This window comes from Modestobacter sp. VKM Ac-2977 (assembly GCF_026968045.1).
In the GTDB taxonomy this organism is placed as follows: Bacteria; Actinomycetota; Actinomycetes; order Mycobacteriales; family Geodermatophilaceae; genus Modestobacter.
The window spans coordinates 1,230,025-1,243,176 of the sequence record NZ_JAPVBQ010000001.1; the positions used below are offsets into that span (position 1 = coordinate 1,230,025).

The window sequence follows — 13,152 nt, forward strand, 5'->3', positions numbered from 1 at the left end:
CAGGTGGATCGGTGGAACGGCGGCGTCCGCCGACTCCCGGCCGGCCCCAGGCGGGGGCCGGCCGGCAGGCGGACCGTGCAGCTCAGGCCGGGGTCACCGGCGGGAGCTCAGTGGTTCAGCCGGGCCAGCGTGCGCCGCCAGCCGGAGCGACGGCGCGGCAGGCGCCGGGCGGCGGCCCGCTGGGTCGCGGCGACCTGCTGCACCGCGACGCGCTCGCCGGCCCGCACGCGGGCAGTGGCAGCCCGCTGCGCAGCCGACAGCTGCTTCGAGGCGGCCCGCTGCTTGGCGGTCAGCTGCCCGGTGGCGGTGCGCCTGTGCGCGGTGAGGCTCGTGACGGCGGCCTTCCGGCGAGTGGCCGCGGCCTTCCGGCGGACCTCGGCGCGCTCGGCCGCCTTCTTCCGTGCCGCCACTCGCTCCTTGCCGGCGCGCTTCGCCCGCTGCTGCGCCGCCTTCCGGGCCGCTGCCTGGCGGCGGGCGGCCTGCTTGGCCGCCGCCCGCTCCTCCGCGGTCCGCCGGCGCTTGCGACGCCAGGAGAGCAGCCCGATGACCGCGGTGAGGGCGGCCACGCCGCCACCGATGACGGCCGGCGGGTTCTCCCGGTACGTCTCGACCGCGGTGTCCTTGGTCCGGTTGGCGCTCTCCAGTGCCGAGCTCTTGGCCTGGTCGACGCGCTCCTGGGCCCGGGCCGGGACGTCGAGCCGGTGGCTGAGCTCGTCGACCGTGCGGCCGAGCTGCTCCCGGGTCTGCTCGATGTCGGCGCGGATCGCGTCGGGGTCGTTCGGGCCGGCAGCGTCGTCCGGCCGGGTGTCGTCGGCTCCGGTCATCGGGACGCACTCTCCTTCACGGTCGCGACATCGGTCTTGACGCTCGCGATGGCCTCGGTCGGCACCGGCGGGGCGGCCTGCTGGACGTCCTTCTTGCCGATCAGGGCGAGCACGGCGGCGACCACGAAGAGCACGACGGCGACGATGACCGCGGCCAGCCAGCCGGGGAGGACGAGCGCGAGGGCGAGGACGGCGGCCGCGACGAGAACCTGGAGACCGAGGAAGGCGAACAGCCCGGCGCCGCCGAAGAGGCCGGCCCCCAACCCGAACTTCTTGGCCTTGGTGCTGACCTCGGCCTGGGCCAGGCGCATCTCGTCCCGGACCAGTCGGGTCAACTGGTCGGAGAGCTGCCCGATCAGCTGGCCGGTGGAGGCGTTCTCGGGGGCGGGCGGGGGTGTCTCCACCCGGCTGGCACCGGCGCCCGTGGTGGGCTGGCTCATCTGTACTCCGCGTTGTCGGGCGTGGGTGATCCCTTCACCATGCCCGGGTGCTTACCGCGTAAACCAAGATCGCCACTGCGTGCCCGGTCGGGCCGGCCCGTTCCGGGGCTGCCCCGAGGGCGGGAGATCGCTAGCCTGCCGCCATGAGCTGGACCTGGCAGCTGGAAGACCCTTCGGGTGCGCCGATCGACCCTGCCACGCTCGGGGTGGAGGTGCCCGAGTGTGACAACCAGGGCGACGCCGAGTCCTGGCTGGGGGAGTCCTGGCGCGACCTGCTGGAACGGGGGGTCGCCACGGTGACGCTCCAGGAGGACGGCGAGCGGGTGTACGGCCCGATGGGCCTGGCGGCGAACTGAGGCGGCCCGCCCTGTTCCACGGCTCGTAGGCCGGCGGCCTTCTGCGACTCGGGCGGCCGCCGGCCTGCGAGCGGTTGGTGGAGGGCGCTCCCTCTTCAGCCGCGCGAGGTCTTGGCGGGGTCGCGCTCCACGACGTCGCCCAGCACCCGGTCGATGCGGGTCAGGACCTCGGCCGGCAGCTGGACACCGGCGGCCTGCACGTTGTCGTGCACCTGCTCGGGCCGGCTGGCGCCGATGATGGCGGCCGCCACGTTCCGGTTCTGCAGCACCCAGGCGATCGCCAGCTGCGCCATCGACAGACCGAGCTCGTCGGCGATGGGCCGGAGCTCCCGGACGCGGGTGAGCACGTCGTCGGTCAGGTAGCCCTTCATCGAGCCGCCCACCGTGGCGTGCCCGCCGCGGCTGTCGGCCGGCGGCTGCTGGCCGGGCAGGTACTTGCCGGTGAGCACGCCCTGCGCCAGCGGGGACCAGACGATCTGGGAGAGCCCCTCCTGCTCGCTGGTCGGCACCACCTCGGCCTCGATGACCCGCCACAGCATCGAGTACTGCGGCTGGTTGCTGATCAGCTGGACCTTGAGCTCGCGAGCCAGCTCGGCGGCTGCGGCGATCTCCTCGGCGCGCCACTCGGAGACGCCGAGGTAGAGCACCTTGCCCTGGCGCACCAGGTCGGCGAAGGCGGTCATCGTCTCCTCCAGCGGCACAGAGGAGTCGTACCGGTGCGCCTGGTACAGGTCGACGTAGTCGGTCTGCAGCCGCTTCAGTGACGCGTTGCAGCTCTCGGTGATGTGCTTGCGGGACAGGCCGCGGTCGTTGGCCCCCGGACCGGTGGGCCAGTAGACCTTGGTGAAGATCTCCAGGCCCTCCCGGCGCTGGCCGGCCAGCGCGCGGCCCAGGACCGACTCGGCCTTCGTGCCGGCGTAGACGTCGGCGGTGTCGAAGGTGGTGATCCCGACGTCGAGGGCGGCCCGCACGCAGGCGTGGGCGGCATCCTCCTCGACCTGGCTGCCGTGGGTCAGCCAGTTGCCGTAGGCGATCTCGGAGATGGTCAGGCCAGAGCGGCCGAGGCGTCGTGTCTGCACGGCTGTTGACACTACTTAGCAGGGCTCACCAACGTCGGCCCGTCCGGTGGCCCTCCCGCAGGGGCCCACCGCGAGCTCTCGAGTGGTGGGGGGCAGGAGGGTCCTTCTTCAGACCTCGGCGCCCAGCGGTACCTGCGGCTTGGGGAAGCGCCAGCGGCGGATCATCGTGGCCCGGCTGACGCCGTACCAGACCAGGCTGCGCATCTTCTGGTCGGTGTCGGGGAATCGCTCGGTGACCTTCGCCTTGATCTTGCGGCCGAGGAGGAACGAGTCGCCGATGATCACCAGGAAGAAGGCGAACCACACGAACACGGTGTAGCTCTGAACGGCCGGGACCGGGATGAAGTAGCCGACCAGCACCAGCGCGGCCACCGCCAGGAAGAAGCTGCCGGCGTTGCGGCGGGCGTCGACGACGTCGCGGACCAGTCGGCGCACCGGGCCGCGGTCGCGGGCGGGCAGTGCGCTGTCGTCGCCGCGCGCCCCGGCGACCCGGGTGTTGCCACGGCCCGCGGCCTGCTGCTCGCGCATCCGCTTGTAGGCCTCCTTGCGCGTGGTCGGCGGCGGCGGCACCGGCCCACTGCGCCGTCCCTGCGCCTCGTTGCGGCGCGGGGTGGGGCGGCCCTTGCCCGTCGTGCCGATCGCCGTCGACCCGTGCGGGGTGACGGTGGTGACGGCGTCCGACGCCGGGTCGGGGGCGGGACGGCGGCCGGGCAGGCGGAGCTTCACGGCGCCGAGTCTACGTGGACAGCGCCTCCCGACAGGGGGTGCCACGACAGGGGTGTGCCCCGGGCGAGCGGTGCGGGCACCGCCCCGTGCGACTTTCGAGCCGTACAGTGGGAAGCAGCTCCGCCACGGCGGTGTTGGCCGTCCTGAGAGCCCGCCCTCCGTGGTGGGCCGAGCAGGACACCCTCGAGTCTGGGAGGACCACGACATGACCGTGCAGGACACGCAGGCCCCCGGCGCCACCGGCGTCATCCTCAGCGACCCCGCCGCCCTCAAGGTGAAGACGCTGCTGGAGCAGGAGGGTCGCGACGACCTGCGGCTGCGGATCGCGGTGCAGCCGGGTGGTTGCTCGGGTCTCCGTTACCAGCTGTTCTTCGACGAGCGCTTCCTCGACGGCGACGCGACCTTCGAGTTCGGTGGCGTCGAGGTCATCGTCGACCGCATGAGCATCCCGTACCTCAGCGGCGCGACGATCGACTTCGTCGACACCATCGAGAAGCAGGGCTTCACCATCGACAACCCGAACGCGGGCGGCTCCTGCGCCTGTGGCGACTCGTTCCACTGATCGCCAGCTAGCCCGAACGCACCGAGGCCCGGCACCCCGCGAGGGGGGCCGGGCCTCGGTGCGTCCCGGGGGGAGGGTCGGCCTCAGTCGGCCGGCTGCGAGGGGATCGGCATCGGGACGCCGGCCGAGGGGGAGGGTGCCCTCGGGACCACTGCGCCGGGGTCCGGCGCTGGCGTCGGCTGGGCCGTCGGTGCGGGCGGCGTCGTCCCGGGTCGGGGTGTGTCGGCGGACGGGTCCGGGCGGGGGGCGATCGGCGGCGGGGTCCGCGGCGAGGGTGCCGCGGACGTGGGCGCCGTGGTCGTGGGGATCGTGGTCGTGGGGACCGGATCGCCCGGCTCCTCGCCGTCCGTGCCGGAGCAACCGGCCAGCAGCAGGCCGGTCAGCAGCGGGGCGGCCAGCAGGCCACCGGCCGCGGCGACCCTCCGGCGGCCGGTCACATCCGGACGGGGTAGACCGGCTCGGGGATCTCCGGGGTGATCCGCTCCTCGACGAAGATCCCGTGCCAGATCATGAAGACGAGCACGCCCCAGAGCTGTCGGGCGATCCGCTTGCTGGGCACCTCCGCCTCGCGCAGCCGGTCGAGCAGGCCGAGCACGTGGTCGCGGTCGAGCCACTCGTCGGTCTGGCTGGCGGTCACGATGTCCCGGGCCCACCCGTGCAACGGGCCGGCCAGGAACTCCGCCGTCGGCACCGGGAAGCCCAGCTTGCGGCGGTTCATGATCTTCGGCGGGACGATCTGCCGCATCGCCTGCCGCAGCGCGTACTTCGTCGCGTCACCGCGGCGGGGCACCCGCATCTCCAGCGGCAGGCTGCTGGCCAGGGCGAAGACCTCCGGGTCCAGGAACGGGACCCGCAGCTCGAGGGAGTTGGCCATCGTCATCTTGTCGGCCTTGACCAGGATGTCCCCGCGCAGCCAGGTGAAGAGGTCGACGTACTGCATGGCCGTCACGTCGTCGTAGCCGGCTTCCCGGGTCTGCCGGTAGAGGGCCTCGGTGACGGTGACGTGGGAGAGGTCGGGGTCGCGACCGGGCAGCAGCTGGGCGAGCTCGACGGCGTTGAGGTTCCGGGCGTTGCCGTAGTACCGCTCCGCCAGCGGCTGCGATGCGCGCTCCAGCAGGCTCTGCCCGCGCACGCCCTCCGGCACCAGCCTCGACAGCCGGCCGAGCGCCTGCCGCCCGACCGCCGGCAGCTTCGTGGCCCAGGCCAGGCTCAGCGGTTCCCGGTAGATCGTGTAGCCGCCGAACAGCTCGTCGGCGCCCTCACCGGAGAGCACCACCTTGACGTGCTTGCGGGCCTCGCGGGCGACGAAGTACAGCGGTACGAGCGCCGGGTCGGCGACCGGGTCGTCCAGGTACCAGACGACCGCGGGGATCGCGTCGGCGAACTCCTGCGCGGTGATCTCCACCGGTACGTGCTCCACACCCAGGATCGCCGCGGACTCGGCGGCGATGTCGACCTCCGAGGTGGCCTCCCGCTGGAAGCCGACGGTGAAGGTGACCAGGTCGTCGTTGTACTTGTGGGCCAGTGCGGCGATCGCCGTGGAGTCGATGCCGCTGGAGAGGAACGACCCGACCGTGACGTCGGCGCGCATGTGCTTGGCGACCGAGTCGTCTAGCACCTCGGCGATCCGGTCGAACAGTGCCTGCTCGCCTCCCGGGGCGACCGGCTGCGACCGGAACGACGGGTGGAACCAGCGCTTCGTGTGCAGCTCGCCGTCCACCACGGTGAAGCTGGTGCCGCTCTCGATCCGCCGGATCCCCCGGTGCAGGGTGGCGGGCTCGGGCACGTACTGCAGGGTCAGGTAGTGCTGCAGCGACGCCGGGTCGACGCCGCCGGCGCCGGGGGTGCCGCCCAGCAGCTCCAGCAGGGCCTTCTTCTCCGAGCTGAAGACCAGGCCACCGTCGGCCAGTCGAGCGGTGAACAGCGGCTTGATGCCGAAGGCGTCCCGGGCGCCGAACGCCGTCCCGGTCCGGGTGTCCCAGATGACGAACGCGAACATGCCGCGCAGTCGCGGGACGATCGCCTCGCCCCACAGGTGGTAGCCCGCGACGATCGCCTCGGTGTCGCCCTCGGTGGCGAACGTGGCGCCGGCCGCCTTCAGCTCTTCGCGCAGCTCCAGGTAGTTGTAGATCTCGCCGTTGAAGACGATCCGGTACCGGCCCTCGGCGTAGGGCATCGGCTGGGGGCTGCCCTCGATGTCGATGAACGCCAGCCGGTTGAAGCCGAGCACCGCGTGCCCGTCCGACCAGACCTCCCGGTCGTCGGGACCCCGGTGCCGCAGGCAGCGCAGCGCGTGTTGCACCCCGGAGACGGTCTGCTCGTCGACCCGCTCGGCGTCGGTGGACAGGTAGGCCAGCAGGCCGCACATGCGGGAGGTCTCCAGGAGGTGGGGGAGGGGGGCCGTAAGGCCCCGTGGTCAGACGCGCTCGCCGGCGCGGGTCTTACGGGTGGCGATCCGCTCGGCGACGAAGGACAGGATCGGGACGGTGCCCGCCAGGAGCACGAGCACCGATCCCTTGACCGACCACCGGGCGCGCAGCGCGAGGTCGCAGGCGGTCACGAAGAAGATCGCGTAGAGCCAGCCGTGCGCGGTGCCGATCACCGCCACCGGCCCCTCGACACCGGCGAGGCGCTTCAGCGGGACGGCGACCAGGATCAGGGCGATCAGCAGGACGCCGACGATCCAGGCCATCACCCGGTAGCGGGTCAGCGCGGCCGGCACGTCCTGCCCGACCCGGCGGGCCAGCGCGCGTGGCAGCCGCGACGACGTCGCGGTGCGGTCAGCGGTCACTGTCGCTCCGCGGCCTGAGGGCCTTCTCGTTGAGCTCGGCGAGGTAGGCGTTGTAGGCAGCCAGCTCCGGGTCGCCGGTCGTGTCGATCCGCGGCCGCTGGTACAGCACCAGGGAGGCGCCGGGCTCGTCGTCCGCGGGGTCCCGGGCCAGCTCGTCCTTGGCCATCTTGAGGTAGAAGCCCAGGCCCATGAACCCGTAGAGCGGCCACTGCAGCGCATAGCTCCAGTTGACGGCGCCGCCACCGGCCTCGGCCTTGGTCAACTGCCAGTAGCCGAGGAAGAACGTCATCACGAAGAGCGCCACGACCACCAGGTGCATGAAGAGCCACCCGGGGCTGAGCAGGCGTCGGTACACGCCCGCGACTGTAACCGCCGGGGCCGGCCGTGGGCCGTCGCCCACGGCGTGGCCCCGAGCACGTCAGCGCCCGCGCTGCCGGCCGGCAGCGGGCTCGCCGTCACGCCGGTGGACGCCGCCGGTCGTGTCCGACCAGCGGGCCCGGGGCGACCCGCCGGGGCGGTGCTCCCGCCCCCGGGACGACGGGCGGGGTCGGCTAGTCTCGGCGAGACTGTGGTCGGGGTGGGCAGAGCCTGTCGGGCAACCGAGGAGCACCCGCCGGTGAGACCGCGTGGCGCCGCCACGCGGGGGATGAGGAGGCAGCGGGCAGTGGCTCGACGCAGCAAGCTGGCGAAGGTCGCCGGGCTCGGTCTCCTGGGAGCGCTGACGCTCAGCGGGTGCGACGTCACGGGCAGTTGGCTCAGTTGGGGATGGCCCGAGGGCATCACCGACCAGGCCGAGCGCATGCACGACCTGTGGATCGGTTCGACGATCGCCGCCCTGGTGGTCGGCATCGCGGTGTGGGTGCTCATCGCCTACGCGACCATCCGGTACCGGAAGCGCGGGGACGAGCTGCCCCGGCAGACCGCCTACAACCTCCCGCTCGAGGTCGTCTACACGATCATCCCGTTCCTGATCATCGCGGTGCTCTTCTTCTTCACCGTGAACACCCAGAACGAGGTCCGCGACGTCAGCGACGACCCGGACGTCACGGTGGAGGTCAACGCCTTCAAGTGGAACTGGCAGTTCGTCTACCCCGAGACGGAGACCGCGGGCGGTGAGGCCGTGTCGACGGTCGGCACCAGCACCGAGATCCCGATCCTGGTGGTCCCCACCGACCAGACGATCCGGTTCGAGCTGGCCTCGGCGGACGTCATCCACTCCTTCTGGGTGCCGGAGTTCCTCTTCAAGCTCGACATCCTCCCGGGCAACGAGAACGGGCGGGACAACGTCTTCGAGGTCACCGTCCGCGAGGAAGGCGCCTACGTCGGCCGCTGCGCCGAGCTGTGCGGCACCTACCACGCGTTCATGAACTTCGAGCTCCGTTCGGTGTCACCTGATGCGTACGAGGACTACCTCGCAGCACGCGAGGACGGGCTGTCGGTCTACGACGCGCTCGTGCTCATCGGCGAGCCGGGCGAGGCGGTCTCCACGGAGCCGTTCCTGCTCCAGCGCGAACAGGCGGTGGCCTCGGATGACTGACCCGATCACCTCGCACCACCTGGAGGAGCGGCCGTGAAGGTCGAAGCGCTCATCTTCAACTTGATCACGGTGTTCTGCCTCGTGACCGCAGTCGTCTACGGCTTCTGGTCCCGTGAGCCGATCGGGACGACGGCGCTCGCGCTGTCCGGCGGCCTCACGGCCCTGATCGGTGGCTTCTTCTGGTTCGTGAGCCGGCGCATCGACGCCCGTCCCGAGGACCGCAAGGACGCCGAGATCGCCGACGGTGCCGGCGAGCTGGGCTTCTTCAGCCCGGCGAGCTACTGGCCGTTCGGGCTGGCGTTCTCGGCCGGGATCATGGGGCTCGCGCTTGCGTTCTGGTACCCGTGGCTGGTCATCATCGGTGTCGTCGCGCTCATCGTGACCATCGGTGGGCTGCTCTTCGAGTACTACGTCGGGCAGAACGCGCACAGCTGATCGACACCTGCACGGCACCACTCAGCGGGGCCCCTTCCCAGTCGGGAAGGGGCCCCGCTCGGCATGTGCGCCCTGGAGCGGCGGAGGCAGGGCAACAGGCGGCAGGGCGGCAGGCGGCGGGCTGGGTCGGGGCTGCAGTCGCTGCTCTCCCGTGAGGCCTGCCTTCGTCAGGCGCTGGACCAACGCGGCGACGGGCGAGCGGCAGGCGGGGACGACCTCGTGGTCGAACCGCATCACGTCCTCGTGCCGGTCGACGGAGCCGATGACGAGCACGCCGGAGGAGCGGAGGAGCCGGGGGAACGCGGCGAGCACACGGACGAGTCACGGCGGCGGCAGGTGGATCGTCGCGTACCAGGAGCGGATGCTTGCGACGGACTGCTCGGGGACGTCCAGCTCGGTCATCGAGCCGAGCTCGGACTCCGGGCCGGGATGACTCGTCTGAAGGCGCGCGATGAACTCGCGGGCCATGCCGACGCCCGCCACCTGGGCGCCCCAGGGGTGCAGCAGGGCGGTCCAGTCACCGGGCCCGCAACTGCGGTCGAGCACCGGACCAGGAAGCCCGGTCAGGTGCCGCCGCACGAGGGCGGTGTCGTCCCCGTGGTTCCTGCCCGCCGCCGTCGAACAGGCCGAGGTACGGCCATCGACCCCGGGGGAGGCCAGCCGGAGACGCAGCAGGGCCCCGACGGAGGTGTCCGTCGGGGCCCTGCTGCTGGTGGTGCCTTTGGTCAGTCGCGCGGGGCCTGCGGCCGCCCGCCCTCGGAGGGGCGGCCCCCCTCGGAGGGTCGACCCGAGGTGATGGACTGGCGGTCGGACTGCTCCGACTCCAGCCCGCGGGCCTCGAGCTCCGCCTGCCGCTGGACCTCGGCCGGCTCCTCGACCGGCTTGAAGAAGCCCTTGATCGCACGGCGTGCGCCGCCGACCTGGTTCATCTTCTTGGGCACCGAGGCGCCGCCGTAGGCCAGCTGACCGTGGCCGTGCTCGTCCACCGGGCCGAGGGGCTGGTGGACCTCGATGAACTCACCGCTGGGCAGCCGCCGGATGACCCCGGTCTCGATGCCGTGCTCGAGCACCTCGCGGTCGTGCCGCTGAAGCCCGATGCACAGCCGGTAGGTCATCCAGTAGGCGAACGGCGGGAGCACGAGGCAACCGATCCGGCCGAACCAGGTCATCGCGTTGAGGCTGATGTCGAACTTGTCGGCGATCAGGTCGTTGCCACCGGAGATCCACAGGATCACGTAGAACGTGAGCGCCATGGCGCCCACCGACGTCCGGACAGGCACGTCGCGGGGGCGCTGCAGCAGGTGGTGGGCCGCAGTGTCCCCGGTCAGCTTGCGCTCGATCATCGGGTAGAGCGCGAGCACGGTGAACATCAGGCCGGCGCCGACCACGGTGGGCCAGAACAGGGCCGGGATGGTGTAGTCGCCGGGGAGGTTGATGTCCCAGGCCGGGAAGAGGCGGGTCGACCCGTCGAGGAAGCCGATGTACCAGTCCGGCTGCGAACCGGCCGACACCTGCGCCGGGTTGTACGGACCCCACAGCCAGATCGGGTTGATCTGCACCAGACCGCCCAGCGCGGCACACAGTCCGAAGACGATGAACAACAGCGCGGTCGCCTTCACGGCGAAGCCGGGGAAGAGCCGGTTCCCGACGACGTTGTGCTCGGTGCGACCGGCACCGGGGAATTGCGTGTGCTTCTGCTTGACCAGGATCAGCAGGTGCGCCGCGATCAGCGCCAGGATGATCGCCGGGAGGATCAGCACGTGGACGATGTAGAACCGTCCGATGATCTCCGTGCCGACGTAGTCGCCGTTGAAGACCGCCCAGTGCGCCCAGGTGCCGATGACCGGCAGCGACAGGATGATCGCGCTGATGATCCGGAGGCCTGTGCCCGACAGCAGGTCGTCGGGAAGGGAGTAGCCGGTGACGCCCATGAGCAGCGCCAGGACCAGCAGCACGACGCCGATCAGCCAGTTGGTCTCGCGCGGGCGCCGGAACGCACCGGTGAAGAAGATCCGCAGCAGGTGGATGACGATCGAGGCCACGAACAGCAGGGCGGCCCAGTGGTGGATCTGCCGGATCAGCAGACCGCCGCGGACGTCGAAGGAGAGCCCGAGCGTCGACTCGTAGGCCGCCGACATCTCCACGCCCCGCAACGGCGCGTAGGTCCCCTCGTAGACGACCTCCTGCATCGTGGCGTCGTAGAAGAACGTCAGGTACGTGCCGGAGAGCAGCAGGATGACGAAGGAGTAGAGCGCGATCTCCCCGAGCAGGAACGACCAGTGGTCCGGGAAGACCTTGTTCAGGGTCCGACGCAGCGGGCCGGCGACGATCAGCCGGTCGTCGACCTCGAGGGCCGCTTGCCCGATCTTGCTCGTCGGCGCACCAGGCGCCGCCGTCGTGGTGGCCATCAGATCCGTTCCCGGTTCCAGTAGGTGGGGCCGACTGCCTCAATGTAGTCGCTCCGTGCCACGAAGTAGCCCTCGTCGTCGACCGTGATGGGCAGCTGGGGGAGTGCGCGGGTCGCCGGACCGAAGACCGGCTTCGCCCCTTCGGTCACCAGGAACTGTGACTGGTGGCAAGGGCAGAGGATGCGGCCCGTCTCCTGCTCGTAGAGCGACACCGGGCAGCCGGCGTGCGTGCAGATCTTCGAGTAGGCCACGTAGTCGCCGTAGGAGAAGTCGGCCTGGCCCTCCCGAGGCTCATCGCTGAGCTGCTGCTCCGGCCGGAGCCGGATCAGCATGGTGGCTGCGTCGGCCTGCCGGTTGCCACCCTCGACGGCCGGGAAGACCGTCTCGAGCGAACCGGGCTGCTGGTCACCCGGACGGATCGGGGTGCCGTCGTCGCGGAGGAGGCGGACCCCCTCGGCCCACGACGTGGTCCCGAGCGGGTTGCCCGTGTTGGGGTTCTTGATCAGACCGCCCAGCGGGGCGATCAGCATGGCGCCGAAGGCGGCACCCATCACGCCGAGCGTGCCCAGGAGCAGCTTGCGGCGGGGGAGCCCGGACTTGTCCAGGCCGCTCATCAAGGACGCACCGGTGGTGACCCGGTCGAAGTGCGAGCCGTCGTGCTTGTCCTGTACCGCGGTCTCGTGCGGCAGCAGCTTCTTGACGTACTGCACCAGGCCGATGCCGATGCACAGCAGCGACAGGCCCATCGCCAGCCCGAGGAGCGGGGTGAACAGTGCGCTCCAGGAGTCGGCGCCCACCTCCCACTCCCAGTCGGGGAGGAACCAGCCGGAGCCGGCGTAGACGACCAGGAAGGCGACGGCGAAGACCGCGCCGAGGGCGAACCACATGGTCACCTGGCGGGTGGCCTGCTTCTCCAGTGCCGACCCCGGCACGGGACCGGGCTCGACGTGCAGGATCTCCACGCCGTCGTAGCGGGCACCGAGCCGGTCCAGCTGCGTGCGGTCCATCGCCGCCAGCTGGGCCGGGGTGTACTCGTCGTCCGGCCCGCCGTGGGTGGGGCCGGCGACGTCGCTGCCGTTCGAACCAGGGTGCTTGTCCGTCGTGCTCACGCCTTCGTCCCCATCCAGAAGATCCCGAACAGCAGGGCACCGACGCCGGCGACCCAGAGAACCAGGCCCTCGGCGACCGGACCGGCGCGACCGATCGGGGCGCCACCGGGGTCGGCCTGGTCCTGGATCGTCTGCACGTAGTCGATGACCGAGCGCTTCTCCTCGGGCGTCAGCTGGTTGTCGCCGAACACCGGCATGTTCTCCGGGCCGGTCAGCATGGCCGCGTAGATCTGCGCGTCGGTGAGGCCGTCCAACGAGGGTGCCCGCTTCCCGGAGGAGAGCGCGCCGCCCTCACCGACGAAGTTGTGGCAGGAGGCGCAGTTCAGGCGGAACAGCTCGCCGCCCTCGGCCAGCTCGCCGTCACGCAGGTCGCCCGACGGGACGGTCGGACCACCGCCGTTGGCCTGCACGTAGGCCATCAGCTGCGCGATCTCCGCCTCCGTGAACACCACCGGGTGCTCGGGGGCCTGGGCCTCCTGGCGCACCAGCGGCATGCGGCCGGTGGAGACCTGGAAGTAGACCGAGGCCGAGCCGACGCCGATGAGCGACGGGCCGCGGTCCTCCACACCCTGCAGGTTGGAACCGTGGCAGGTGATGCAGCTCAGCACGTAGAGCTCGCGACCGGCCTCGACGGCGATGGACTCGCTGTCCGACCGTTCGTCCGCAGCGATGGCCCCAGGGGCGAAGGCCGAATAGCCCACCCCGGTCAGGACCAGGGCGGCCATCAGCCCGGCCACGTTGGCCAGGCGGCGGCGCTGCTTGGAGCGGCGCCGGTCACGGGCGGCGGCGGCCGGCGTGCCAGCGGCCGGCCGGCGACGCAGCAGCCCGCGACGGCCGCCCTCGAGGGGGGCTTCGGACGATGCCTTCGTGGTGGACACCCGGTTC

The 13,152-nt window shown here is 71.5% G+C and carries 15 protein-coding genes; 4 read left to right on the forward strand and 11 right to left on the reverse strand.

Annotation, left to right across the window (positions count from 1 at the left end; all coding sequences use genetic code 11):
• Nucleotides 1-107 precede the first annotated feature (107 nt).
• On the reverse strand, nucleotides 108-824 hold the full coding sequence (locus O2V63_RS05970) for a DUF3618 domain-containing protein (protein ID WP_269166634.1): 717 nt from the start codon (nucleotides 822-824) through the stop codon (nucleotides 108-110).
• Nucleotides 821-1,264: a phage holin family protein gene (locus O2V63_RS05975; RefSeq protein ID WP_269162117.1), complete on the reverse strand. Its 444-nt coding sequence runs from the start codon at nucleotides 1,262-1,264 to the stop codon at nucleotides 821-823. The genes O2V63_RS05970 and O2V63_RS05975 overlap by 4 nt, the downstream gene beginning before the upstream one ends.
• 143 nt (nucleotides 1,265-1,407) lie before the next feature.
• On the opposite strand from O2V63_RS05975, the gene O2V63_RS05980 reads away from it, so the two are divergent.
• The gene (locus O2V63_RS05980) at nucleotides 1,408-1,620 is read left to right on the forward strand and encodes a hypothetical protein (protein ID WP_036334846.1); all 213 of its coding nucleotides are present in this window, start codon (nucleotides 1,408-1,410) and stop codon (nucleotides 1,618-1,620) included.
• A 95-nt stretch (nucleotides 1,621-1,715) separates the two neighbouring features.
• Here the strand turns inward: O2V63_RS05980 and O2V63_RS05985 are convergent, their stop codons facing one another.
• Together O2V63_RS05985 and O2V63_RS05990 are read right to left on the reverse strand one after the other, a co-directional pair.
• Nucleotides 1,716-2,699 (reverse strand): aldo/keto reductase family protein, encoded by a 984-nt coding sequence (locus tag O2V63_RS05985; RefSeq protein ID WP_269166635.1) that lies wholly within the window; start codon nucleotides 2,697-2,699, stop codon nucleotides 1,716-1,718.
• 108 nt (nucleotides 2,700-2,807) lie between these two features.
• Complete coding sequence (locus O2V63_RS05990; protein WP_269166636.1) at nucleotides 2,808-3,425, reverse strand: DUF3043 domain-containing protein; 618 nt, start codon at nucleotides 3,423-3,425, stop codon at nucleotides 2,808-2,810.
• Nucleotides 3,426-3,630: 205 nt separating this feature from the next.
• Between O2V63_RS05990 and O2V63_RS05995 the strand changes: the two genes are divergently transcribed.
• A complete protein-coding gene (locus tag O2V63_RS05995; protein WP_269162120.1) occupies nucleotides 3,631-3,987 on the forward strand; it encodes a HesB/IscA family protein in 357 nt (118 codons plus the stop codon).
• Nucleotides 3,988-4,420: 433 nt separating this feature from the next.
• On the opposite strand, the gene asnB is transcribed toward O2V63_RS05995, so the two are convergent.
• Genes asnB through O2V63_RS06010 form a run of 3 tightly spaced genes read right to left on the reverse strand, consistent with a single transcriptional unit; the run spans nucleotide 4,421 to nucleotide 7,133 of the window.
• Entirely contained in the window at nucleotides 4,421-6,355 is a 1,935-nt protein-coding gene (gene asnB, locus O2V63_RS06000) for an asparagine synthase (glutamine-hydrolyzing) (protein WP_269166637.1), read from the reverse strand.
• Between the two features lie 48 nt (nucleotides 6,356-6,403).
• Nucleotides 6,404-6,778 carry a DUF3817 domain-containing protein gene (locus O2V63_RS06005; protein WP_269166638.1) on the reverse strand — a complete coding sequence of 125 codons (375 nt, stop codon included), beginning with the start codon at nucleotides 6,776-6,778 and terminating at the stop codon, nucleotides 6,404-6,406.
• Nucleotides 6,768-7,133, reverse strand: coding sequence for a metalloprotease (locus tag O2V63_RS06010; protein WP_036334854.1), 366 nt, complete (start codon nucleotides 7,131-7,133; stop codon nucleotides 6,768-6,770). Before O2V63_RS06010 ends, O2V63_RS06005 begins: the two co-directional genes overlap by 11 nt.
• Nucleotides 7,134-7,442: 309 nt before the next feature.
• Here O2V63_RS06010 and ctaC point away from each other — a divergent pair, with 309 nt between their 5' ends.
• Together ctaC and O2V63_RS06020 are read left to right on the forward strand one after the other, a co-directional pair.
• A complete protein-coding gene (ctaC, locus tag O2V63_RS06015; protein ID WP_269166639.1) occupies nucleotides 7,443-8,315 on the forward strand; it encodes an aa3-type cytochrome oxidase subunit II in 873 nt (290 codons plus the stop codon).
• Between the two features lie 33 nt (nucleotides 8,316-8,348).
• On the forward strand, nucleotides 8,349-8,750 hold the full coding sequence (locus O2V63_RS06020) for a cytochrome c oxidase subunit 4 (protein WP_269166640.1): 402 nt from the start codon (nucleotides 8,349-8,351) through the stop codon (nucleotides 8,748-8,750).
• Nucleotides 8,751-9,071: 321 nt separating this feature from the next.
• On the opposite strand, the gene O2V63_RS06025 is transcribed toward O2V63_RS06020, so the two are convergent.
• The 4 genes from O2V63_RS06025 to qcrC all read right to left on the reverse strand — a co-directional run bounded on the left by O2V63_RS06025 (nucleotide 9,072) and on the right by qcrC (nucleotide 13,145).
• Nucleotides 9,072-9,296 (reverse strand): class I SAM-dependent methyltransferase, encoded by a 225-nt coding sequence (locus O2V63_RS06025; RefSeq protein WP_269166641.1) that lies wholly within the window; start codon nucleotides 9,294-9,296, stop codon nucleotides 9,072-9,074.
• A gap of 179 nt (nucleotides 9,297-9,475) precedes the next feature.
• Nucleotides 9,476-11,158, reverse strand: coding sequence for a cytochrome bc1 complex cytochrome b subunit (gene qcrB, locus O2V63_RS06030; RefSeq protein ID WP_269166642.1), 1,683 nt, complete (start codon nucleotides 11,156-11,158; stop codon nucleotides 9,476-9,478).
• Entirely contained in the window at nucleotides 11,158-12,267 is a 1,110-nt protein-coding gene (qcrA, locus tag O2V63_RS06035; protein WP_269166643.1) for a cytochrome bc1 complex Rieske iron-sulfur subunit, read from the reverse strand. Before qcrA ends, qcrB begins: the two co-directional genes overlap by 1 nt.
• Nucleotides 12,264-13,145, reverse strand: coding sequence for a cytochrome bc1 complex diheme cytochrome c subunit (qcrC, locus tag O2V63_RS06040; RefSeq protein ID WP_269166644.1), 882 nt, complete (start codon nucleotides 13,143-13,145; stop codon nucleotides 12,264-12,266). Before qcrC ends, qcrA begins: the two co-directional genes overlap by 4 nt.
• Nucleotides 13,146-13,152 lie beyond the last annotated feature (7 nt).

Coding starts and splice junctions, on each gene's coding strand:
- O2V63_RS05995 (WP_269162120.1), top strand. CDS start 3,631: ATGACCGTGCAGGACACGCAGGCCCCCGGCGCCACCGGCGTCATCCTC.
- O2V63_RS05975 (WP_269162117.1), bottom strand. CDS start 1,264: ATGAGCCAGCCCACCACGGGCGCCGGTGCCAGCCGGGTGGAGACACCC.
- qcrB (WP_269166642.1), bottom strand. CDS start 11,158: ATGGCCACCACGACGGCGGCGCCTGGTGCGCCGACGAGCAAGATCGGG.
- asnB (WP_269166637.1), bottom strand. CDS start 6,355: ATGTGCGGCCTGCTGGCCTACCTGTCCACCGACGCCGAGCGGGTCGAC.
- O2V63_RS05970 (WP_269166634.1), bottom strand. CDS start 824: ATGACCGGAGCCGACGACACCCGGCCGGACGACGCTGCCGGCCCGAAC.
- O2V63_RS05980 (WP_036334846.1), top strand. CDS start 1,408: ATGAGCTGGACCTGGCAGCTGGAAGACCCTTCGGGTGCGCCGATCGAC.